Below are 25,153 nucleotides of genomic sequence, written 5' to 3'. Positions count from 1 at the left end.
ATTTTAGGTAGCATGTTATGAGCACACAAATAGAGTCACGTTATGCCGTTGGTCCAAATGAAGTTAAAGGCTATGACACCCAACAGTTAAGAGATGAGTTTTTGGTCGACAAACTCATGCAAGAGAACACCATTTATTGGTTATACACTCACTACGAGCGTTTTATGGTGGGCAGTGCGGTGCCAACCAGCGCACCGCTTAGGTTAGAAACGGTAGACAACTTAAAAGCAGCAAACTTTTTAACGGGTAGAGAGCTTGGTGTGATCAATGTTGGCGGCAGCGGCACGGTGACTGCTGATGGAGAAGATTTTCAGCTTGGCTATAAAGATGCCTTGTATTTAGGTAAAGATACCAATGAGGTGCTGTTTACTAGTCATGACAGTGGCAATCCGGCAAAATTTTATCTTAATTCTGCACCAGCTCACCACAAATATCCAAATAAGTTAGTGACACGTAATGATGCCAATGTATTGCATTTAGGTGCGCTTGAAACCTCCAATGAGCGCGATATTAATCAGATGCTGATCAATACCGTAGTACAAACATGCCAACTACAAATGGGGCTAACGGAATTAAAACCAGGCAGCGTCTGGAATACCATGCCAGCTCATCAGCATGATCGTCGCAACGAAGTGTATTTTTATTTTGAAGTGCCAGAGCAGCAAGCGGTGTGTCACTTTATGGGCGAGCCGACTGAAACTCGCCATATTTGGGTACATAACGAGCAAGCAGTGGTATCGCCACCATGGTCAATTCACTCAGGTGCTGGCACACAAAACTACAGTTTTATTTGGGGCATGGCTGGTGAAAACCTCGATTATGATGATATGGATAAATATCAACCAAGCGAGCTGAGATAATCAGCTCTTTAATGATCATATAGCGATAAGAAGAAATAATAATGAATAGAAATCTTCTCATAAAGATAATGCTAGTTTTGTCGTTATTTTTGCTAACTAGTTGCACTGATGACAAAAAAACAGTGCGATTAACTTTGGCACATACATTAGACACCCGCCATGTGGTGCATCAAGCAATGGAATATATGGCTGAACGTTTGGCATTTTATTCAAATGGCACAATGGAAATTGTTATCTATCCAGGTGGTCAGTTGGGGTCTGAACGTGAACTCATTGAGTTGTTACAAATTGGAAGTTTATCAATCACTAAAGTATCGGCAAGCCCGCTGGAAGGCTTTGTACCTGAGATGAAAGTGTTTGGCATTCCGTATTTGTTTCGCGATAGTGAACATTTTTGGCGTGTACTTAAAAGTGACTTAGGCACCGATCTACTTAATAAAGTGAGCACTGCAAGGCTTAAAGGTTTGGGCTATTACGATGCAGGCAGCCGCAGCTTTTACACCACCAATGGCGCGATTAATACCCCAGATGATTTAATAGGTAAAAAAATTCGCGTGTTAAATAGCCCTACAGCAGTAGCAACAGTGCAGGCTTTAGGCGGCGCTGCAGCACCGATTGCATGGGGCGAATTATATGCCGCACTGCAACAAGGTGTAGTTGATGGCGCAGAGAACAATCCGCCAAGCTATTACTTATCTCGTCATTACGAAATCGCTAAATATTATTCGCTGGACGAACATACCTTTGTTCCAGATGTAATTTTAGCAAGCTTAGAAGTTTGGAACTCACTTAACAACGAACAACAACAGTGGTTAACCCAAGCGATGGCCGACTCTGTTGAGTACCAACGTTCATTGTGGCAAAACGCATCTGATGAGGCGCTTAAAGCAGTTATCGCAGAAGGCGTACAAGTGACCTACCCTGACAAACAAGCGTTTCAAGATAAAGTGGCTGATTTTCATGCTTCGTTCGCTGATACAGCGGTTGCAGCTCACATTAAAAAAATAAAAAGCATGTAGGAGCAAACAATGCGACAACTCAACACACACTTAAATCGCATCATAGAGCGATTACTGATTTTGGCCATGATAGCAATTGTAACCGTTGTTTGTTGGCAAGTATTTTCACGATTTATTTTACGTGCACCGAGCTCATACACCGAAGAGTTAGCGCGTTTTATCCTGATTTGGATTGGTGTCTTGGGCGCTTCGTATGCGTATCGTACTAAAGCACATTTAGGACTTGATCTGTTTTATCAAAAAATGATCCCGTCACTTAGGTATAAGTGTTCATTTGTAATCGAAATCTGCGTGCTGATCACAGCATTAAGTATTTTAGTGTATGGCGGCAGCCAATTGATGATGCTGAGCTTTGAATTAAAGCAAACCTCAGCGGCGCTTGAGATCAACATGGGTTATGTGTATATCGTTTTACCGCTGAGCGGGGTGTTGATTGTGATTAATTGCATTGAAAACCTGATCAATTATGCACAGCAAAAATTCACGGAGGAAGCGTAATGGACTTAACAGCAATTGTTTTAATCGTTTGTTTTTTTGTATTGTTATTTATTAATGTACCTATTTCTTTGTGTATTGCGCTATCAACATTAGCAGCGCTATTAATGCACATTGATTTTACGCCTGCCACTACGACCATAGCCCAACAAATGGCCGGTGGCATTGATAGTTTCGCATTATTGGCAATCCCATTTTTTATCTTGTCTGGATTGATAATGGGTCAAGGCGGCATTGCTAAACGGCTGATTGAATGTGCTATGGCGATGATAGGCTTTTTACCCGGCGGCCTGGCACTCGTAAATGTAATGTCGTGCATGTTATTTGGTGCAATATCAGGCTCTGCCGTTGCAGCCACATCGGCGATTGGTAGTTTTATGGTGCCAGAAATGAAAAAACATGGTTACAGTGCCAGTTTTGCTGCGGCGGTTACCGCAAGTGCAGCCACTACGGGCATGTTAATACCACCGAGTAATATTTTAATTATCTATGCCATCGCCAGTGGTGGGGTGTCGATTGCGGCATTATTTATTGCCGGCTACTTACCGGGTATTTTAGTAGGGCTGGCATTGATGATTGTTTGCGCTATTTACTCGATTAAAAACAACTACCCAGTAACAGCAAGACTGCCATTTAACATTGTGATGAAAAAAATACTCGCAGCTTTGCCAAGCTTGTTGCTTATTTTTATTGTTATTGGCGGCATTATTGGCGGTGTATTTACCGCAACTGAAGCCGGCGCTATTGCCGTTATTTATGCTTTAATACTGTCGGTATTTATCTACAAAGAAATCAATATAGCTGAAATGCCTGCTATATTACTAAAAGCTTGTGAAACAACGGCTATTGTAATGCTGATCATTGCCGCGTCTTCGGGCATGTCGTGGTTATTGTCATACACACATATTCCACAGCTGGTCAGTGAGTTCTTTTTAACACTCAGTGATAATCCGATTTTAATCTTGTTGTTAATCAATCTGATTTTAATTTTGGTTGGCGCGTTTATTGATATGACGCCTGCGGTATTGATTTTTACACCGATCTTTTTACCGGTAGCTGAGCAATTTGGTATGTCGCCGATTCAATTTGGGATTATGATTGTATTAAACTTATCAATTGGCTTGGTGTCTCCGCCAGTTGGGAGTGTACTGTTTGTCAGTTGTGCGGTGGCGAAAACATCGTTACATAAAATAATTAAGCCAATGATGCCGCTGTATGCTGTGATGTTTCTGGTATTGATGTTGGTTACATATGTACCGGCGATCAGTGAAACGTTACCGCGTTTATTTGGTTTAATCGAGTAACTAACCTGAACTTGGGATAATTTATTTGCCAGCGTTTAGGCCAACTTAATCAAACAAATCTGTGATGGAGCTCAACAGCTCCATTTTTCTTTTAAATCAAAGTAGTCAATGTATAACAAGAGCTGACTAACTACTTCTATGGATCTACGGTTAGTGTTAAACTTTGCAATCATCCTAAATAGGAACTTTTATGTCAGTAACGATTAATGATGTAGCTAAGCTGTGTGGTGTTTCAAAGCGCACAGTTTCACGTGTGATCAACCGCTCTCCCGCTGTGGGTGAAGCGACGCGAGAGCGAGTGCTTAAAATTATCAGCGAAGTTGGTTTTTCTCCTGACAAACAAGCTCGGGGGCTGGCATCAAGTCGTTCTTACTTATTAGGTTTAATTTATGATAACCCCGATGCATTGTATATTGATCAGGTGCAACGAGGTGCATTAAGCGTCTGCTCTGAACTTGGCTATGAATTGGTTGTTCATCCTAGTTACTCTAAAAGTGCTGAATTTATTGACGATTGCCTGTCATTTATCTCTCGCTCTAAGCTTGATGGCGTGATTATTTTACCGCCAGTATCTGAAAACAAAGAGTTGGCTGCAGCAATTCGTGAAGCAGGTTGTCCTTATGTGCGCTTAGCATCGGTAGATTTAGATGATGCTGATAATATTGTGGTCTCAGACGAACGCGCAGCAATGAAAGAAATGGCCAGCTACTTGGTTGAACTTGGTCATAAAGACATTGGTTTTATTTCTGGACCGCAAGTTTATCGTTCTTCAATCGAACGCTTAGCTGGATTTTTAGCTGAACTGCAACAATGTAATGTGCAACTGCCAGGAAATCGTATTATTGAAGGCAAAAATAGTTACGAAAGTGGTATTGAGTGCGCTATGACATTGTTAAGCACTGAACCAAGACCAACGGCCATTGTTGCTAACAACGACGAAATGGCGGCTGGGGTATTACGGGTTGCCAGTAATTTAAATATCAAAGTACCAGAACAGCTATCAGTAGCAGGTTTTGATGATAATATTTTGGCTTCACGGATCATTCCATCGCTAACGACTATTCGAAGACCGGTACAAAATATGGCATGTTTAGCGGTGCAAAAACTCATTAATAAAAGCCAATCGACACAAAGTGAAAAAATTAAATTAGATGACGTAGTCACTCCTTATTTAGTGAAGCGTGAATCTACTAACAGATGCGCTAAATAGTACCGATTACCCCCCCATAATAACCTTTTTGTTACAGACATATAAAGCGCCTAACTGACAGTAGGGCGCTTACTTCTATCCGTAATCCAATATACTTTTTTGATTTAATTAATGAGTTAATTAAATTTGAGGAGCACCTTTGATAAAATAGCATGAAATATCGCTGTTAAACGAAACGGCCGATATGCTGCCTAAAGGATAAAATGCATAGCGCTCGTTTTTAATATCTGGAACATTTTGTGCGCTGTAAGCCCCGGCTGATATCAATTGTATTAAGTTACTGACCATTTATAGCGACAGATAAATACAGTGATACCAAGGCAGAAATTTTGATAGGGTGTTCTTGGCAATTACTCCTGCATTGCTCTACCTCCTGCATCTATGCAGTCGTACTTGAAAAATTACTAACTCAATTTAATAACGTTAACTTCATGCCCTAGGGTAATCCCCCCATTTTTAATGGAGGCTAGCTCTTTAACCGCAGCGCCTGTTAATCTCTTTGTGAATTATTAACTTGAAGATTTTGTTGCGCAAAGAGAAAGGAATGATATGGATAAAAAAATACCCTTGCTGTGCGGGGCAAGGGTATTGGTAACTATCAAATTGTCTTAAAGCAGCGCTTGGCTGCTCTCATTACAACTACTGAATGGTTATCTCATCCAATGTGATAGTTGCTTCACTTTCCGTTCTGAGAGTGATGAATGAGGTTGCTGTGGCTACCAACCCATCGACGGTGTACGTTTGACCAGGGACGAGCTCTTCAAGTTTTACTGAATAAAACTTTGAAGAGCCGCCATGGATCGAATTAGCGCTACCTGAGGTATTGTTATCTACATATATTTGGAAGCTTTTTGCGGTGTTACCTGCTACAGCCGCGACTTTAAAGCTCACTTGATAGTTGTTACTTAAATCAAGTAGACCCGTTGTGCTTGCATCCGCTGAGGTGGTATTCACCGCAGGGGTGGTATTGGCAATGCTAATACGTGCACCTGTCATGGTTAGTTGCCCAGCGGATACATCGATTGTGCCAGTGACACGATGAAACAGCGGGGTCCCCGTACCCGCTAAACCTGATAGGTCGCGGTAGCTATTACTAAAAAATTCGTCAGCATTTGCTGCGGCAAAATTTTCAGTAAATGGTAAACCAAGCGGCTGTTGCACAGGTGGCTCACTTGGCGCTGCAATGTCTGGGATGTCTAAATCGCTTTGATCTATTTTACCAATACCGGCATGGGCAATAACATGCGCTTTAACGTCCATTACTGGAGTTAACTTATACTCGTAAGGTGCTTGGTATGAGCTGGTGGGTGTCATACCTGTAGCAGTAACCTCTGCTGCCACATCGCCGTCAGCCACATCACCCCAAGTAACGCCTTCACCTAGGTAGTTACCAGAGGTATTCCAATAACCAATTACTTTTGAGTAAAAAGAGACCACAGGATTTTTAGTATGCTCAAAGTAGTTATTCTCAATATGTAGCTCTGCGCCCATTCGTGAGTTAATCGCGCTAGAGGTGATATTGTTATAATAGTTGTTGAATATATGGCCTAGACCAAATCTAAACAACGGAACACGCGATATGATGTTTTCAAAGCGGTTATGGTGAAAGGTAATATGACGATTCTTGTTGCTGCTCGAGTCATCATCACTGTGACCATGGAGTGACGTTTTCCAGCTATCGTGAATATAGTTATATGAAATGGTAATGTTTTCAGCACCCGATTTAGAATCGATTAAACCATCATAATAATCTTGATCAACATTTAACGATGAATAGAGTTCGTTATGATCAATCCAGATATTCGCGGTAGGTTTATTTTCATCACCTTCAATCGAAATACCATCTTTACCGCCGGTAAGTACTTCATGGATTTTTAAGTTTTGGATAATGATGTTATTAGCACGACGAATAGCAATGCCGATACCACTTAGCTCACCACGATCTGCCACACCAATGATTGAGATATTATCCATATCTTTAATTTCGATAGAAGAATTATCGCCGCCACTGTTTGCATCAGTAATGACACCGTCGACATAAATAGTCACTGGAACACCTGATGATTTTGCTTGTGCTAAAGCCGATTTAAGCGCTGTGCCATTATCAACGGTCACGACTGTTCCACCTTCGCCAGCGGTTAGGTTAAAATTATAACCAGCAAAACCCAGACTATTATTCACCGGTGTAATTGCAATTGGCTCATCTGGCAAGATTGGGATTGCTAGTGGTTCAGGTGTCCAACCTTGGCCATCATTAAAGCTTGCAAAAATAGCATTACGCTCAAGTAAGTTAACCACGTCGCTGTCTTGCATAATGTAACCGCCAACACGGGCACTTAAATCAAGGGCATTACCTGCTAAATCCATGCTGCCATACTCGCGCCAGCCACTGGTAGCCGTTGCAATTTCTGGATTTGGTGCAGGTTGACTGTTAACACCTTGCACAGCCCAACCTGAGGTTGCAATGTGGGTATCAAACTTATTATTGATAAGCGTTATGTTATCGAAATATGTGTCACTGCCACCACTGCGTGCAATATAGGTTGAATTATCTAACACACCATTGCCAATTGGTCCTGGGCCATGAGTAAAACTACTGTTTAAAAAGATAAAGCCAGGATCTGTTTGCACAGGTACGCGTGCTTGTAATACATAGCCTCCAGAGGTGTCTTGCGTTGGGTCATTGTCTTTAGAGTCACCTATAGTGCGTATTTCACTGCTTTCAAATAATGCGGTAACTGGGTAGCCCCAAATAAAGTCAACATTACCAGCAACTAAGCTGTTGTAGAACCAGCTATAACCTTTCAGTAATAGGGTATCTTGTTCGCTAATAAAGCTGGCATTATTAGCCACTAAACGACCATTACTATTAAAGTAAATTGTTTCAGCTTGGTTTGAATCAACCTTGTTACGCAAATGCGTGTTTTTCAATGTTAGGTTGTTGATCACTAACATATCCGCACCTTCAACTAAGAATACACCACGACCGCCACCCGGTGTGCCAGAACCTACAGGCGCACTGCCACCTGAGCCACCATTGAGTGTTTCGAAGTTTTCGTACTGAATAATAGTATTGTCTTGGCTTTGCCCTTGTATAGTTACGTTATTTTTATTACGTAAGAATAGCAGTTCATTATATACACCATCTTTGACTGAAATGGTGGTTTGCTCATCTTTAGCAAGATTTGCCATTGCAAAGTTAAGTGCACCTTGCACGGTTCTAAAGTCAGCTACACCGTCATCATCAACCAATAGTTGATTGCTTGCCGGCGTTGTCACTTTAGTGGTGAACGTCCATTGGCTATTATCACCGAGGCCAATAAAATCAGTACCGTTGAGTTGTGCGCCTAATACCACATCATCACCAATGACAACACGATAAGTATGGCCATATTCAAGCACATTATTATGCGGTTTAATGGTTAAGGTATTGCCTTCAATTGTGAGCGGGTAGTAGTACACAGAGCGGACTTTATCCTGGCCGGTGTAGCCTATCACATCGACATTTTTACCCACTTTGAGGGTATCAACTAGGGTGTTGTCGTTTTGCTTATAAATACGAACTTCACCTAAACTACCAAAGGTAGGGGCGTTATCAAAAGTAAGCGATAATTGGGTATCAACAAATTGGTTATCGCTAGCAATCGCTGGCATTACTTTAGCTGTTAAATCACCATAGTCAGCAGTTGGCATAACAAAGCCTTCTGCAACAGAGACTTTAATAGTACGGGTAATACTTGGGTCTGAATCCGATACAAATGTGATCGTTGCATCGCCTGCAGCAATCGGTGTAAGGGTGATCGTATTTGCATCGATTGTAACGCTCACCACTGCTTCATTGCTTGAAGTGACCGTGTAGGTGTCGGCTGTGATACCGTCGTTTTTAATCGCTGTAACGTTGATCAACAATGGATCCATACTGGTACTTGTGTCCCAATTAGGCTCTTTGTAATCAAGGGTTAACTGAATTGGCTTGATACTAGGGTCGCCCACTTTTACATCATCAATTTCAAACGAACGATTATTCGTAAACACACCAATTAAGCCACGCGCTGTATAGCTGGTATCAGTCGCAGAGCCCATTTTCTCACCATCTAAGTATACGGTAAGTTGATCATCAATCATCTCAAATCGAGTGGTGTACCAAACGCCGTCTTCTGTAGCGCCTTTTTCACCGAGTAAGATTGGTGATTTTGTTTGCACTGGACGCGCAATCGACCCTTCGCTACTAACGGCAACCTCCACTTGCGTACTGCTTGATGAGTTTTGCACATTTAAGCCACCGGCGTACCAATTACCGGAATTTAAATAGCGTGCCATCAAAAAGATCTGCTTATTGGCCGTGGTAGAGTTCTGGCGCGGGCGAATTTTCGCTTCAACAAAGTAGTTACCTGTCGAAGGCACGTTTGCCATAGCTTCTTCAGTGGCTAAAATTAGCTCGCCCCCAGCACCGCCTGCGGTGTATCGCATCATGTTATTACCCATGATATCAAGTACATCAAACTCACCCATTGGGGCTTCAGTGTTATCTGGCTTGGCTAAAATTTGCCAATTATTTAAATCACCATTGGCAAAGTCATCACAAAAATACAGTTCAGGTGCATCCGTGCAGCTAAATACAGATGGATCTTTAACATACTCAACTCTGAGGTTATTGATAACCACAGTGCCGCCTGTTTCGGTACGTAACTGTAAAAATGAGTTTTTAGTCGCAAGCTTTCCGGGTACTGTTAAAGTTTGACCAGCAGTAAGCGAGTTGATCAATTCATTATAAAAACGTGAGTCATTACCATGGATTGATTTAGAACTGCTTGATGAGTTGTTATCCACATAAATTTGGAATTTATTATCACCTTCAGGGTCACTTATACTGACAATATCCATCACCACTTGATAAGGACGAGACAAATCCAGCGCTCCACTGGTGGTGGTATCCGTTGCTGCTGTTTCAATACCTGGGGTGGTGTTACCTAATGTGAAACGACCTCCATTGAGTTCTAATCCAGTATCAATCACAGTGACTGAGCCGCCTGTTTTGCTAAACATGGGGATTTCATCGCCGTTTGCATCAATAATTTTTTGATGATCAACAGAGAAAATATCCGCAGTAAGTGCGGTAAAGTCAGTGGTAATTGGTAATTCTACTGTTGGGATCTCACCTTCCACAGGAGGATCAATCGGTGGTTCAACCGGTGGTTCAACATCTGGTACGTCGGTTGCCACTGTTTCAATGGTTAAGTTATCAATGACAATCATTGCCGCTGAATCAGTGCGTATTTGGAAATATGAATTTTTAATCTCAGGATTTAAAATACCGCGGGCATCGACATGAGTCAGATCAGGGCCAGTATTTACATCTTCGCCTGGAATGTAGGTATATGAAAACCGTTGACCTGCAGGGGTGTTGGTTTCGTTTATGTCTTTACCATAAAACTTTGAAGCACCGCCATGCACTGAATTACTTTGACTGGCAGTATTATTATCAACATAAAGCGATAATCCACCAGCACTATTATGAGAAACAACATCAAAGCTAATGGTAAACCCTTCGCTTAAATTATAAATCCCCACACCTGAGCTATCAGTCGCTGTTGATTCTTTGCCGGGCAGGGTATTACCGATGGTAATACGGTCGCCTTCAAGAATTAGTTGGCCTGCTACATCGTCAATTTTTGCACTACCGCCACTTTTAAAATATAACGGGCCGCTGCCTTGCTCATCCGATAAGCTTTTATAGCTCGATGAGAAAAATGTTTCAGTGTCAGTATCAAACTCTTCAATTAAGGCTAAACCAGCTTGCTGAGCTAAATCGTTGAGTTTGATTAACTCTTCTTGAGCTTGTTGTTCGGAGAACACTAAAATATTGTTTTTAGCATCATCATTACTATCACAAGTAAGCACCAGTGTTGCCAATGCACTTGGATCGATGGTGGCACAAACACTATAGGTATTATTAACCGTATTATGGGAACGAGAAATTATATACTCTGTGGTAGCTGATTCGCCTTCACCTGAGGTCAGTGCAAGTACGCGATTACCAAATAAAAACGAATAATTGCCTGTTACTGTTTCGCTACCATCCACTACTTGGCTGAATGTGCCACTAAGGTTTGCTTCATCAACGGGTGTTAATATCAACTGTGCAATACTTGCCTCACTGCCTTGTACTAATGGGTTATACAATGTTCCGCTAAAATCGGCAGTATTAAATGCTAAAGGTTGGGTGCTGTTGTATTGCTTAAAAATAAAATCAACAAAGTGCACAATCGCTTGATCAGCTGGAATTAAGGTATTATTAGCTGAGCCTGCATCAGCGAGCCACGCATTAACGTTTGCCTCAAACTCATCGCTACTAAAATAGTCCGTAATCGTTTGTCCTTCGGCTAAAGTCATAACGGCTGCTTGTGCTGCTTGCTCGCTGATGGTGATGCCATTGCTAGGATCACCATCAACATCTAGTGACTGTAATAAACGCAAACTATTAATAACAGCAGGATGAAACACGGTATCTGTCGAAAATAAAGCAAGTGGAGTTAATACATTGGCGGCAGAGACCGTAGGGAAGGTAAGTGCACCAATTGAGAAATCGATAGCTTCACCTCTAAAGTAATCGAATTGTCCATTTGCGTTTGTTACACCATTGCTTATTGATGGGCTGTTGTAGGTTAAACCAGCAACAGGGCTGTCAACAAATACCCCTTGCATTGGTGGTAACGGGGCTTCTTTGACATTGATAGAACTATCTTCACCGCAGCCTGCTAAGATCGCGGTGATCAGCAAACACGATGGTATTTTTATTGTATTATTCATGCATCCCTCCAAGGATGAAAGCGCGTCATTAACGCGTTAATTGTGTGTGAAATTAACGTTTTTCATTATTAGTAGCTGTTAATAAAATTTATAATTCATACCTAACTGGAACGTACGACCATAATCTTCACGTTGATAGAGGATTTCACCACCGGATAAATCATTACCTTTGAAATAACGTAAATCTGCTTCATCGGTTAAGTTAATCGCGTCAAAATACACGCTGAGGCTTTTCGTAAAATCATATTTCACCTTCATATCAAAGGTTAAGATATCATCTTGGTATATATCAGCCCATGACTTACAGGTATGTGGGTCTGATACAGAAGCTGATACTGGACAAGAGCCAACCTCTTCAAGGATATCTGAGCGGTAATTACTAATTAGGCGTAACGAGAAAGTCTCATCTTCCCAACCAACAGCAATGTTACCGGTGATATCTGCTTGGCCTGGTAGCTGCATTTTGTCTTGACGAATAGTGGCGTCGAGTTCGGCTTCACTTTTTACAAAGGTCATATTACTTTGCCAAAATAAGCCATTTTCGAAGAACTGATTGTAACTAAGCTCAATCCCGTAGACTGTGGCTTTATCACCATTGAGGGTGATATCAACCTGATTTAGAGCAAGATCTTGAGGAATTGCAAAATCAGATACTTGGTTTACAGGTAAAGTAAGCGGGAGCTCATCTATGCTCATTTGAATACCGGTGACATCGACGATGAAGTTATCAATATTTTTGTAAAATACTGCAGCTTCCATAAATAACTCTTTTGATGGATACCAGCCAAACGAAGCGTCAAAGTTATCCGAAGTCATTGCCACCAAATTTGGGTTACCTACTTGTAACGCATTGTCTGGCCCTAAAATATAGCCTTGTAAATCAATTGCGCTTTGTCCATCTGGTGAGTTGTAGCATTCATTAGTCGTTGGATCACATAAACTAATATCACTATCAAAACGCGCATAACCACGCGCTTGCTTAAACGAAGGGCGGGTATAACTAGTCCACAGTGATGTACGAACCAACATTTCAGGATTTGGTTCGTAGCGTATATGCATACTTGGGAAAAATTCACTGTAGGTAATGGATGCCTCAGGTAAAGGTACCGAAATATCTAAGGTGTGATCACCGCCAAAATTCCAATCATCATTTGATAATGACATATAACCGGTTGATGAAAATTCGGTATGTGCATAGCGTACACCGGTAATAACACTGACCTGCTCTGATAGCTGCAGCTCAGTCATAATATAAGCTGCGTAGGTATCTTCGTATAAGGTATAGTCTTCTTTGGTGCTGTCAATTGACACCTCGCCACCGGTGGCACTGTCGCGCGTAATTTTAGTTGAGTCAACTATGTACTCAAGGTCTTCGTTGCTAACAAAAGGATAGGTAAATAAGCCACTCTCAGGAACCGCAAAGTTATAATCAGTAACATTTGAGTTGGCGACTGTAATACAGGTTTCATCCGTTCCACAATCGATAGGGTTTATTGCATAGCTCCAGCGATCTTTATCACGGAAGTGTTCGCGTTCGTTATAAGTGCCACCAATTTTAATGAAATTAAGGTACTCAAAATCAAAGTCTTTTTGTAAGTTTAACTTGATACTAGTGACTTCATCAGTGCGGACACTGTCTTCCATAAATAAGTTGTCGTATTCCATATTTGATAAATCGCTGATATCACCATCGGCTTCACCGGCAAAAACATCATTATCTGGATCTAACGCAAAACCACCTAGGGCAGCAGCTTCTTCAGGAGTTAGCACCTGTGCAACAATATTGTTTTTAGTTGCTTGACCGTAAACGATATTCTCACGCTCACGAAACTGAACTCGGCGATCCCCCACTGATTTATCATCTGTTTTTGAATACGCATATTCATAATCTACGCGTAAAGTGTCGGTAATATAGTTTTCACCACCGATACTGTAATTGGTTGTAGTCGTTTCACCTTCCTGAATGAAAAATTGGTTATAAATATCGATATCAGACAGGGCAAACTCTTTTGTATCAGCATTTACATAAATAATTTCATCGGCTTGGTCGCCATTATAAAAGTTATAAAACTCTCTTTGTGCAACGTCATCATCAGTGTAATTAGAGTAGTTCCCTCGTATGTAATAAAAACTGTCTGCGGTTGGCTTAAACTCAACATTTAAAGTTGCGGTGGTACGTGTTCGATCAGCAATTTCACGGCGGTTTTCGAGTTGCGCGGGGATCAATATTTCTGGTGCAACACCTAATTGCTCTTCACTGAGGCCAATGCCACCTTGTAAAAAGTTTAATTCTCGAGTGCTATGATGGCGTACCTCATCTACTTGAGTTTTCCTATCTTCATAAGAAAGTGCAAAACCAACGCCTATTTTTTCGTCTAAGAATAGCTGTGTGCCATCAAGGCTAAACTTCGGCGAGTGTTCTTCTCTGAGTTCACTGTATGAATCTTGCAGCTTCATTTTTAGGGTGTTTTTACCACGGTCATATGCTGAGATAGCTTTGACGTTTACTGCGCCACCTATCGAATTTAGATTCATATCAGGGGTAAGGGTTTTAAATACTTCAATGGCTCCTAATGAATCACTAGTGATACCATCAAGGCCAATTTTACGTTCATCACCCGCACCAGATAGTTCTGCACCATTCATGCTCACCGATACGAATTTAGGACCTAACCCCCGTACTGCAATGTATTTTCCTTCACCTTCACTGCGCTCTAAAGTGACACCAGGAATACGGCGTAATGACTCTGCGACATTTTGATCAACAAAGTTTCCCATGTCATCCGTGGCAATCACTGAGCTAAACGCTTTAGCATCGCGCTCCATGGCACGTGCTTTTAAATCTGCTTGATAAACGCCTGTTACAGCAATGATTTCAATATCATCTTCAGCTTCTACGGTTTTTTTAGCTGCTGTTTTCTCGGCGCTTGTTGTTGGTTTGTCATTCTCTACCTTTGGCTGTGCAGGATCAGTTGTTTGCGCATAAAGTGGCATAGCTACCATTAATGCTGCTGCGATCGTGCTTAATCTCATGCTCTTCATCTTTGTTCCTTTTTCAGGCTTATAATTGTGTGTGCAAGATATGCGATTCCCGTTGATTCAAATCCCAACTTGCCACCGGTGGCAAAATGGAATAACATGAAGTTAACACTGTATTAATGAAACTGTCAATTTACATATTGACAATTTTTTATTTTAACCAGCATTAAAAACGAAATAGCCAAGGAACATTATGCAAGTTCTGAAGAATAATAATTTAAACTATCTCAATATCGTAATACTAAGCATCATTACTGTGTTGACGGTTTTTGTTTCGACTAATTTATACGCTGCACAAGTCAATACAACATTGGCTTTTCCAACGGCAAAAGGATTTGGTAAATACGCAACAGGGGGAGTTAATGGCACGCTTTATAGAGTGACTACATTGGAAGATAATTTAGATAAGCCCCAACCAGGCAGCCTTCGCTATGCAATTGTGCAAAAACATCCTCGCACTGTCGTATTTGCGGTATCGGGTGTGATCAAATTGGCAGGGGAACTTAAAATCTCACATGGTAATATCACCATCGCGGGGCAAAGTTCGCCAGGTGGGATTGCCATTGTTGGTGCACCTGTGACGGTCTCATCCGCAGATAATGTGATTATCCGCTATATGCGCTTTCGCTTAGGTACGTTTGGTTATGCTGATGATTCATTAACGGTACGTAACAGTGAGAATGTCATTATTGATCATTGTTCATTGAGTTGGTCAGTGGATGAAACTGCGAGTTTCTATAATAACCGTAACTTTACATTACAAAATTCCATTATTTCACATAGTTTAAGCCATTCAATTCACCCTAAAGGCGATCATGGCTATGGTGGCATTTGGGGCGGGGCAAATGCGAGCTTTATTAATAATATAATTGCCAATCATGCCAGTAGAACGCCTAGGCTCAATGGTCATAGACTTAAATCACCGTATGCACAAGATGAAGAGTTTGTTGAGCTTATCAATAATATTATTTTTAACTGGGGACATAATAATGTTTATGGATCAGAAAATGGTCGTTTTAACTTGATCAACAATTATTATAAACCAGGTAAAGCAAGTAAGATCATGCAGTTTGCTGATATTTGGTATTCCCCAGAGATCAAAGAAAATCAGGCATATATTATGGGAAATGTACTTGAGAATAACCCACAACTGACTGAGCATAATTATTTAGGTGTAAATTATCGCAAAGCAGTCAAAGCAAAACGCACTATCAGTGATGAAAATAGCCAGTGGTTAAGTGATAAACCAATCATTACATCACCCATGCAAACAACCATGGTTTATGTTAGTGCAAAGCAAGCATTTAGTGATGCCATTAAAGGGCAACATATAGGAGCAAGTCGTAATGCACATGGCTATTTCCATGACAGTATTGATACGCTTGTTTATCAACAGCTCGCTGATAGTGTCGCGATAAAGAAAAATGGTTTGATTGATCATGAGTTTGAGCTAATTGGTAATTGGGATGCATATAAACAGGAATTTACAGGGGTTCCTGCAATCGTTGATGCTAATGAAGATGGTGTTGCGGATGATTGGTTCAAACAGCATCAGGTGCAATTAAAAAATGCAACTACAGCGCAGGTTTTGCAGCAGTACTTAAATTCGCTTAGCGACTAACAAAGAAAGCCTTGATGACTTAAAATAACCATTAACTCATCAAGGCTTTAATTTTAAAACAATAATGATCAACGAGTTTTAGCTAATTGTGCTGTTAAAAAGTCATCAATAACACTGGTCGTAGGCGTTAACCACGGCTGGAATAACCAAAATGAATGCGGCGCATCATCAAACTGGTAAACTTCACTGGGTATATGCAACTGTTGCAACTTTTGTATTGCGCTGTCTCTACCTGCACGAAAGCGCGGCACTGAGCTATTAATGAAAAGTGTTGCAGGCGCGTTTTTATCAATATAGAAAATAGGCGATGCGTCGTGCCAACGCTGTGGGATAGTTTCATACCTACCCCCCAACCACTTGCTGGCTGATGTGACGGCCTTGGCTGGGTTGTTTTCAAAAGGCAGTGCTTCAGGGGACGTGAAGTCACTTAAGCCATCTATATTGATCAGCGCTTGGACCTTAAATCGCTTGGAGTTAGTGTCGCTGCTATCAACAATTCCGCCGCTGTAGGCTAACAGCGCGGCTAATTGGCCACCTGCAGAGCCGCCCGATAAAGCAATCTTAGTGCTGTCTATATTATACTGAGCAGCATTATTTTTAAGCCAATGAAACGCATCAACTAAATCCTCAACTGCTGCAGGATAAGGCGCTTCCTTGCTGAGACGGTAACTGGGCGCGGCAACAACATAACCACGTTCTACCAGCGCAATTGCAAGTGCTGTCATTAATGCGGGGGTACCTGATTGCCAGCCACCACCGTGGATCAACATAATCAAAGGCGCCGTTTGTGTTTGCTGTGTTTGCTGATAAATATCTAAAGTCTGTGCACTGGTTTTAGTTTGTTTGTAAACCAGTGCTTTATGAGCGATTACAGAGTCAGGAAGTGTCGTTGCGGGCACCTGCATGTGTGGATAGTGTTTGATTAGTTTTTTATAAGTATTTTCAACGGTGTAATCAGCTGCTATGCATGGCTGAACACAGAGCAATAATACGGCAAAAAAGTTCAACGTTTGATGTTTTAGCATATTCATTTAATCCAAAGTGTCGTAACGGGCATAGTCAAAATCGGCATAGCTGCTAGCGCCGGGAGTTTGCGACAGGCTAAATAAGCCTAACTTAGCACCTACCCAGCGGCCTTTTTTAGCTTGGAAGTGTTCACCAATAATTTGAAACTCAGCACTTGCAGCGGTTCTATAACTAAAAATGGCTGTGGCGCCTGGTTGTAGAACGACTTTTAGTTCAAGATAGGGTTGTGTCAGTGGTTGTTGCTCTACGATACTTTCTTTACAGCCTTTTCTCGCATTAAAACAGTGCACATAGACTAGCTGTTGTTCGCCAGTAGAAGATGTTTTGATACCAATCCATGCATAGTCTTCACCAAATAAAATTAGTCCTGAGGAACTCGCTGAGCTTGTTTTGTTGACCTGCAATGTGGTCGTAAAAGCAAATTGCTCTGCGGGAATTTTTTGTAGTAACAATGAAGGCGTTGACCATAAATTAGTATTGTTTTGTGCTGTAATTTGCTGCGAGTGTAAGCGTAAAAAGCCGGGGTTGTCTGTCAGTGAATACCAGCTGTTACTTGGATTTGCATTCCATTGCCATAATAAGCTTAGCTCAGCGCTGTTGAATTCATCATTGTTCACTATGCTGGCGGGTTGTGGGTTAATTTTGCTTCTAGGTTTAGTGTGCTGTAAAACCGGTTGCCCAGTTCCATTACCATTTTTATCTATGCCTATGATTGGCCAATCATTGTCCCAGCGCATAGGTTGTAAATGGGTGATTCGACCATACGCTTGTTTGCTTTGAAAGTGAATAAACCAGTCCTCATCAAATTGGGTGTGAACCCACGCACCTTGATGAGGACCGTTGATCACTGAATTACCTTGCGCCATTACTACTTTGGCTTCATAGGGACCGGTAATTTTTTTTGCTCTAAATACCGATTGCCAACCTAAATCTACCCCACCTGCAGGCGCAAAAATATAGTAGTAACCGTTACGTTTATAAAATTTAGGACCTTCAATGGTGCGATATCCAGGGTGATTTTTACCATCGACAATGTGTGTAAATTTATCACTGACCCAACTTGCGTCATCTTTCATTTCACGCAGCGTTAGTACATTATTAAAGCCAGCACGACTTTTTGCCCATGCATGTATTAAGTAGGTTTTACCATTGTCGTCCCATAAAGGTGCCGGGTCGATTAATCCTTTACCCGCTAAAATAAGCTGTGGGGTTGACCAAGTTCCAGCAGGATCATCTGTTGTGGTTACATAAATACCAAAATCAGGATCAGGGTAAAAAATCCAAAATTTATTATCATGAAAACGGATTGTTGGTGCCCATACGCCGTTGCCATGTTGTACTTTTGCAAAGTGCTCTTGTGGCAGCTGTATTGGCAGCGCATAATTTATTAACTGCCAATTGACTAAATCGGTAGAGTGTAAAATAGGCAAGCCAGGTGCAGAGTTGAAGCTAGATGCTGTCATGTAATAATCGCCATTAACAGCTACTACATCCGGGTCGGAATAATCGGCATGCAAGATTGGGTTTTTATATTCGCCATTACCTAGATCTGCTTGCCACGGGCTTTGAGTGTGTGTTGACGATAGTAATTGCGACTCTTTTGCATAACCTAGGCTGCTACTTAAGCAAACGAGAAAAAGTGCTAAATAGAAATAGTATTTGTTGCTTAGCATCGGTTATTTCTCCATTTCTAAACTAGCAAGAATAAAAGGGCCGACTGCTTTAGGATCGTTCGCGCGTACATTTTCACTGATGTAATAAGCAAAGCTGCCATCTCGATATGGTTTACCGCCAAGTCCTGCTACTTCACATACTTGTTGGATTGATAAGGTGTTATCTGCTTCACGTTTGATAAAGTTGCTAACTACAGCATTAAAGGTATTTTTTGCAATCACTTGGTAGCTATCAGACAAGTAACCTTGATTAACAGCTCTTGCAATCGCATAGCTGAGCATAGCACTGCCAGAGGATTCTAAATAATTACCGTCTAATTCACCTTTATCTGTAACTTGATACCATACAGCGGAGTCAGAACGCAGCTTTAACATGTTATCTATCAATGTATTAAAGCGCTGTGATAGCCACGCTTTTTTAGGGTGATCATTCGGTAGTTGATCTAATACATCAACCATTGCCATGGCGTACCAACCGATAGAGCGCGACCAATGATTAGGTGATTGTCCGGTTTTTTTATCAGCCCAACGCTGTTGTTTAGATTCATCCCAGCCATGTACAGGTAGAGAGGTGTCACTGCGATAAGTATGTTGTTCAATTAATTCAAACTGTTTTATAACATCATCATACTGATCGACTGTCCCAAAGCGGCGGATATATTCGGCATAAAAGGGCGCTGCCATATATAAACCATCAAGCCACATTTGCGAGGTATAGCGTTTTTTATGCCAAAAGCCACCATCAATTGTGCGAGGTTGTAATTTGAACTGTGCATATAAAGTATCGAGGGCAAGACGATAATTACGATCTTTTGTTTCATCAAACATAAAAAACAGTAACTTGCCGGCATTGAGCATATCGAGATTATATTTGCTCATTACGTAGGTTTTAATACTGCCATCTTCCATTACTAACGCGTCTACATATTCTTTAATGTAATTGAAATAGCGTTGTTCTGGTTGATGCTGATAGAGCTTGGCAAATGACAGTAACACTAAGCCATGGGTGTAATCCCAGCGCGGTTCAGTGCGCCAATCAATGGTGTAGGCCTGTGGATTACGGATCATCTCAGAGTTAGCCATTTGCACGGCATAGCTCAGAGAGTTGTTATTATTTTGCGCAGACACATTCATTATTGAGCAGAATAAGCAGCAGAGCAAAAATGAAAAAATATTTTTATTTACGCTGTTTTTATTGATTTTGATTATACGCATCATAAATCCTTATGAGCTTAGTGTGCTGATGTTGTTGAAGGGAAGTGAGTTTTGGCCGGTAAGCAAAATGCGATGGACTTTGCTTTCCGGCTGAATAATCTATGGCTGGTTAGTTGTTACCAGCTAGAAGCTTTGCTACTTCAAGGCTTGCTAGAATGAAGGGACCATTTCCTTTAGGATCATTTTTGCTGACCGGCTCGCTCATATAATAGTGATAACTACCATCACGACCAAAGCCAAGGCCTGCAACATAGCATTGGTTTGTCATACTTACCGTGCCATCGCTATGTACTAATGTAAATTGGTTAAGTAAACCTTGATACGCTGCAAGGGCAGTGTCTTGATAATCAGCATCGATATAGCCATTATTAAGTGCTTTTGCATAAAAGTAAGCAAACATGGCTGTTGCAGTTGATTCTTGGTAGTTACCTAAAGCCGTTGGTTTGTCTAAAACTTGCCACCATGTGCCAGTATCAGTATCTTGAACTTTGGCAATATCAGTGGCCAACTCTTTTACCATAGCGAGTAAGGTATCGCGTTGCTCTGTGTTTTTTGCTGGGATGTAATCGAGTACATCAACCACCGCCATAGCGAGCCAACCCATACCACGGCCCCAAAATTCTGCAGAAACACCGGTTTGTTTATTCGCCCATGTTTGCTGTTTAGATTCATCCCAACCGTGATAGTACAACCCTGTTTTTGGATCGCGTAGTGCTTCACGAGTGAGCTTAAATTCGTTTACAACCTCGGCGAAGGTTTCTTGTTGCTGATGGCCCGTTTCAAATAAGCTACCGTACTGGGCTAAAAACGGCATACCCATATAAACGCCATCTAGCCACACTTGATGTTGATATTTGTTTTTGTGCCAAAATGCGCCTTGTGATGTACGTGGCTGTAACTGTAATTGTGCACGTAAAGCTTTTGCGGCAGATAAATATTGTTGCTGCTGGGTATCTTGGTATAGCTGGATAAGATTACGCCCAGGCGGAATGTTATCAATGTTAAAATTGCTTTGTTTATAGGCGGTGATTTTGCCTTGTTGATCAATAAAGCTACCAGTAACTTGGGCAATCACATTCTTATAAGTTTGCTCATCAGTTGCCATCCCTAATTGGTAGTAAGCATACGGTTGTAAGCCAATAATATCGTATTCAAACTTTGGGCTGCGCTTACGGTTCACATCCCAGCCATTGGCATGATAGCCTAGTGTTTTTCTTTTCAGCTCTGAATCGGCAAGGGCGCGGGCCCATTCAAGGGCTAATTTATCATTAAGCGGTTGCGTCGTTTTTTTTGCTGTAACTGTGGTATGCAAAGTAATGCGTGGTTTAATTGTCAATCTTTCAGCTTGTTGATCAAGGTACTCAATAAAGCTTTCTTTATCGTTGATACCACTTTCAGGTTGCCAAACAGAGGCAAAATAGTAATCAGCATGCAGTGTATTTTGCCCTTTAGGTTTAAGCACTGCAAGGTAGTTATTTTTGTCTTGGCGTACATCAATAACATCACCTTTTTTAAAAAATACCGCCATACCTAAAGCTGATTTATCTAAACTCTGATTGCCCCAACTGGCAATATAGCCATAATTACTCATTGCATCCAGATCACCTTGAATAAACTCAGTATCTGGGTGTTTGACCACACCGGCCACTAAATTAGGCAAATCTTTATCAGTGTTCAGTTCTACATGTGCCAAACGTGAGCCGCCGTGCATACTAATATTGGCTATTAAATCTTGCTGTTGATAGCTGTTTTGCCAGCCTTGATACTCAATTTGTATACTGGCGCGTAAATCGCCATTTTCAATAATCCGTGCTGTACGTTTGCTAACATCAGATACATGTTCCAGCTCATCATTACTACCCATCAAACCAAATCCGCCAGCACCTAAAGACTTACCCACTTTAAGGATATCCATGCCCCAGTCTTGTTTGTCATGATACGAAGAATAACCATCAAGGCCGACAGTATGTAGCACAGGTTGTGTTGTTAATTTGCCGAAAATATCAAAACCATTACGCCAATCTAGATAAAAACGGTAACCGACTTTATCCGACTCAATACCTGGGCCTTCATAACGGATCCAATTTGAATGATCGGTGTAATAATCTGGTGGTGTTAACTCATTAACATTTTTAAATTCACCGCCTACATACTCTTTTTTACCTGTGCCAACTTGGTGTTTTGGCGGACGAGAATGAGGCTGCCATTGACCACCTTGTTTATGGGCAAGATCAGCTTGAACACGTTTTGTTTGTGCTGTGATTGATGGGCTACTTTGCTGTGTAATGGTGACTTCAATCGGTTTATCATTTAAATCGACAATAAAATACACACCATCAAGTTCACCGTCTGAATCAATATCTACTGCTTGGCTTGGTAATACTTGCTGCGCTGTTTTTACAGTTAAAGCAGCAGTTTGGCTAAGACCTAAATCGTAATAGCTAAGATAGATAGGCTCGTCAGGGCGTTTAAACGAAGATGGATTAACAATGTCCACTTTAGCAACTAATGCGCTTCCAAGGGAGTTAGTTTCGCTCGCTTGCAGTGGTGTTTTAAGATCTGCATGGTCTTGGCATGCAATCAATAATAGGCTAGAGCTTAGAGCTGTTCCCATCAAAATGCGCTTTGATAACAGTGATGTTTTTAAAGTCATTGTGTGTCCTCAATGGTTGAGCCACTTAAATTAAGTGGCTCTATTATTGTTATTTATCGAGATTGTATGCTTTTTTCACTAGCCCATAGGTTAGTTGATAAGCCAGAGTCTGGGCAGTACTTTCGCTAATTTGATGATTTGCTACAAGCTCTGCTAAATAGCGACAATCAACGCGGCGTGCAACATCATGACGAGCTGGAATTGATAAAAATGCGCGGGTGTCATCATTAAAGCCAACCGTGTTATAAAAACCAGCTGTTTCAGTTGTTTGCTGTCTAAAACGAAGCATACCGGCGGGGCTGTCATGGAACCACCAAGCAGGACCTAACTTGAGGCTAGGGTAGTGACCCGCTAGTGGCGCAAGTTCTCGACTATAGGTCGTTTCATCTAATGTAAATAGGATGATTTTAAGATCAGGGTGATTTCCGTATTTACTCAATAGTGGTTTGAGTGCATTAACGTATTCAGTTTGGCTTGGAATATCACAGCCTTTATCACGGCCAAATTGATCAAATACCGCTTGGTTATGATTACGATGCGCGCCAGGGTGAATTTGCATCACTAAACCATCTTTAATGCTCATACCGGCAAGCTCAGTGAGCATTTGGCCACGGAATAATTCTTGCTCTTGCTCCGTTGAATGGCCTGTTCGACATTTTTCAAATAATGCTTCACATTCTGCGGTAGGTAAGTCAGCAGTTAATGCAGTAGGGTGGCCATGATCGGTTGCTGTTGCACGTCCTTCAATACGAAAGTAATCACGACGTATTTGAATTGCCGCTAAATAACCTTGCCAAGTCGTTGTATCTTGGTCGGTTATCTCACCAAGTTTAATTACGTTGTCGATAAAATCTTCACGGCTAGCATCAACCACATCATCAGGTCTAAAGGTGGTGATCACACGTTTTGCCATTGCAGAGCCTGCAATTGCGCGGTGGTGCGGGAGCTGATCAAGTGCACCTTCTGTTGTGGCAATTAGTTCAATATTAAAGCGGTCCATCAGTGCATGAGGCTTGAACTCGGGTGTTGCTAACGCAGCTGTAATTTTTTGATAATAGTGCTGACCATTTTCCGAGCAAAGTTTTTCAGTAAACCCAAACACATCACTAAATACCGCATCTAACCAATAGCCACTTGGCGTTCCGGCATACAGGTGATAGTTATCAGCAAAGATTTGCCATACTTTTTCAGGATCAGCTGCTTTTGAACGAGCCATATCGCCTTGCAGCCCATGCTCAGGTACTCCTAAATCAGTCATTGGGATACCTTGACTGTAGAGCATTCTAAACACGTAGTGATCGGGTTTTATAAATAGCTCAGTAGCATTGCCAAAGTTTTCATTTTCATTAAACCAACGTGGATCAGTGTGACCGTGCGGACTAACTATCGGTAAGTCTTTAATTGATTCATATAACTTTCTAGCGATAGCAACGACGCTAGGATCGCTTGAAAATAAACGATCTGGGTGCAATTCTAAAGGTTCGATATTGCTCGGCATTGAAGATTCCTTAACTGTTCTGCTTGTTTATTGCCACCGGTGGCATGTAAAGGTAAATTACACTGACAACGTATGGCAGTCAATATGTTAATTAGTTGTTGTTTAGTACCTGAAGGCAGGCTTGCGTGATTTTGTCATAGTCTTTACTTTGTACCCATTGTGGTTGTGCAACCCAGGTTCCACCCACAGCCATCACATTATTAAGTGCTAAATAGTCTTTAAAGTTTTGTTCATTAATGCCACCTGTTGGGCAAAAGCGAATATCAGCAAATACGCTGCTGACTGCTTTTAAAAACTGCTCGCCACCACACAAAGAGGCAGGAAATAATTTTTGCTCAGTAAAGCCATATTCTTTAGCAAGTAAAATATCGGCGGTGTTTGAAACACCCGGCACAACGGGCACAGAAGATTGACTAAGGGCATCGAGTAATCGTGGTGATACCGCAGGAGTAACAATAAAATCACTGCCGGCGGCAAGACTTTTTGCAAGTAATGCTTGATCAGTAATCGTGCCGGCACCAACGCATAAATCGGGTAGTGCTTTTTTAATCGCGATTAATGCGTCAAGGGAAGCTGGCGTTCGCAGCACTACTTCCACTAAATGAATGCCAGCCTTGTGCATTGCAGTGGCAATAGCCACACCTTCTTCACTACTGTTTGCTTGGATGATAGGCAATATAGGTTGGTTGCCTAATAATGTTGAAAACACGGTCATACAATTTTCCTATTA

14 protein-coding genes are annotated in these 25,153 nt (G+C 41.5%); 6 read left to right on the top strand and 8 right to left on the bottom strand.

Features of this window, described 5'->3' with window-relative positions:
• Window positions 1-17: 17 nt before the first annotated feature.
• From kduI to H5201_RS08710, 5 genes are all read left to right on the top strand, one after another.
• Entirely contained in the window at window positions 18-860 is an 843-nt protein-coding gene (gene kduI, locus H5201_RS08730; protein WP_145239116.1) for a 5-dehydro-4-deoxy-D-glucuronate isomerase, read from the top strand.
• Window positions 861-901: 41 nt separating this feature from the next.
• The gene (locus H5201_RS08725) at window positions 902-1,879 is read left to right on the top strand and encodes a TRAP transporter substrate-binding protein (RefSeq protein ID WP_259397119.1); all 978 of its coding nucleotides are present in this window, start codon (window positions 902-904) and stop codon (window positions 1,877-1,879) included.
• A gap of 9 nt (window positions 1,880-1,888) precedes the next feature.
• A complete protein-coding gene (locus tag H5201_RS08720) occupies window positions 1,889-2,377 on the top strand; it encodes a TRAP transporter small permease (protein WP_145239113.1) in 489 nt (162 codons plus the stop codon).
• Entirely contained in the window at window positions 2,377-3,678 is a 1,302-nt protein-coding gene (locus H5201_RS08715) for a TRAP transporter large permease (protein ID WP_145239111.1), read from the top strand. The genes H5201_RS08720 and H5201_RS08715 overlap by 1 nt, the downstream gene beginning before the upstream one ends.
• A 190-nt stretch (window positions 3,679-3,868) precedes the next feature.
• Window positions 3,869-4,888 carry a LacI family DNA-binding transcriptional regulator gene (locus H5201_RS08710; protein ID WP_145239108.1) on the top strand — a complete coding sequence of 340 codons (1,020 nt, stop codon included), beginning with the start codon at window positions 3,869-3,871 and terminating at the stop codon, window positions 4,886-4,888.
• A 639-nt stretch (window positions 4,889-5,527) separates the two neighbouring features.
• Here H5201_RS08710 and H5201_RS08705 read toward each other — a convergent pair.
• Both H5201_RS08705 and H5201_RS08700 read right to left on the bottom strand, forming a co-directional pair.
• Window positions 5,528-11,698 carry a pectinesterase family protein gene (locus tag H5201_RS08705; protein WP_182784270.1) on the bottom strand — a complete coding sequence of 2,057 codons (6,171 nt, stop codon included), beginning with the start codon at window positions 11,696-11,698 and terminating at the stop codon, window positions 5,528-5,530.
• Window positions 11,699-11,776: 78 nt separating this feature from the next.
• Complete coding sequence (locus H5201_RS08700; protein ID WP_182784269.1) at window positions 11,777-14,740, bottom strand: TonB-dependent receptor; 2,964 nt, start codon at window positions 14,738-14,740, stop codon at window positions 11,777-11,779.
• Window positions 14,741-14,930: 190 nt separating this feature from the next.
• On the opposite strand from H5201_RS08700, the gene H5201_RS08695 reads away from it, so the two are divergent.
• On the top strand, window positions 14,931-16,358 hold the full coding sequence (locus H5201_RS08695) for a polysaccharide lyase family 1 protein (protein WP_182784267.1): 1,428 nt from the start codon (window positions 14,931-14,933) through the stop codon (window positions 16,356-16,358).
• A gap of 68 nt (window positions 16,359-16,426) precedes the next feature.
• On the opposite strand, the gene H5201_RS08690 is transcribed toward H5201_RS08695, so the two are convergent.
• The 6 genes from H5201_RS08690 to eda all read right to left on the bottom strand — a co-directional run bounded on the left by H5201_RS08690 (window position 16,427) and on the right by eda (window position 25,138).
• The gene (locus tag H5201_RS08690) at window positions 16,427-17,383 is read right to left on the bottom strand and encodes an alpha/beta hydrolase (protein WP_182784265.1); all 957 of its coding nucleotides are present in this window, start codon (window positions 17,381-17,383) and stop codon (window positions 16,427-16,429) included.
• A 6-nt stretch (window positions 17,384-17,389) separates the two neighbouring features.
• Window positions 17,390-19,057, bottom strand: coding sequence for a glycoside hydrolase 43 family protein (locus H5201_RS08685; RefSeq protein ID WP_182784263.1), 1,668 nt, complete (start codon window positions 19,055-19,057; stop codon window positions 17,390-17,392).
• Window positions 19,058-19,060: 3 nt separating this feature from the next.
• Complete coding sequence (locus H5201_RS08680; protein WP_259399672.1) at window positions 19,061-20,275, bottom strand: glycoside hydrolase family 105 protein; 1,215 nt, start codon at window positions 20,273-20,275, stop codon at window positions 19,061-19,063.
• A gap of 106 nt (window positions 20,276-20,381) precedes the next feature.
• Window positions 20,382-22,925, bottom strand: coding sequence for a glycoside hydrolase family 88 protein (locus H5201_RS08675; protein ID WP_182784261.1), 2,544 nt, complete (start codon window positions 22,923-22,925; stop codon window positions 20,382-20,384).
• A gap of 49 nt (window positions 22,926-22,974) precedes the next feature.
• A complete protein-coding gene (gene uxaC, locus H5201_RS08670; protein ID WP_182739305.1) occupies window positions 22,975-24,423 on the bottom strand; it encodes a glucuronate isomerase in 1,449 nt (482 codons plus the stop codon).
• A gap of 91 nt (window positions 24,424-24,514) precedes the next feature.
• Window positions 24,515-25,138 (bottom strand): bifunctional 4-hydroxy-2-oxoglutarate aldolase/2-dehydro-3-deoxy-phosphogluconate aldolase, encoded by a 624-nt coding sequence (gene eda, locus H5201_RS08665; RefSeq protein WP_145239081.1) that lies wholly within the window; start codon window positions 25,136-25,138, stop codon window positions 24,515-24,517.
• Between the last annotated feature and the right edge of the window lie 15 nt (window positions 25,139-25,153).

This window comes from Pseudoalteromonas sp. SG43-6 (assembly GCF_014164365.1).
In the GTDB taxonomy this organism is placed as follows: Bacteria; Pseudomonadota; Gammaproteobacteria; order Enterobacterales; family Alteromonadaceae; genus Pseudoalteromonas; species Pseudoalteromonas rhizosphaerae.
Note: the sequence above shows the minus strand (reverse complement) of the source record. Positions and strands in the feature narration are given on the sequence as shown.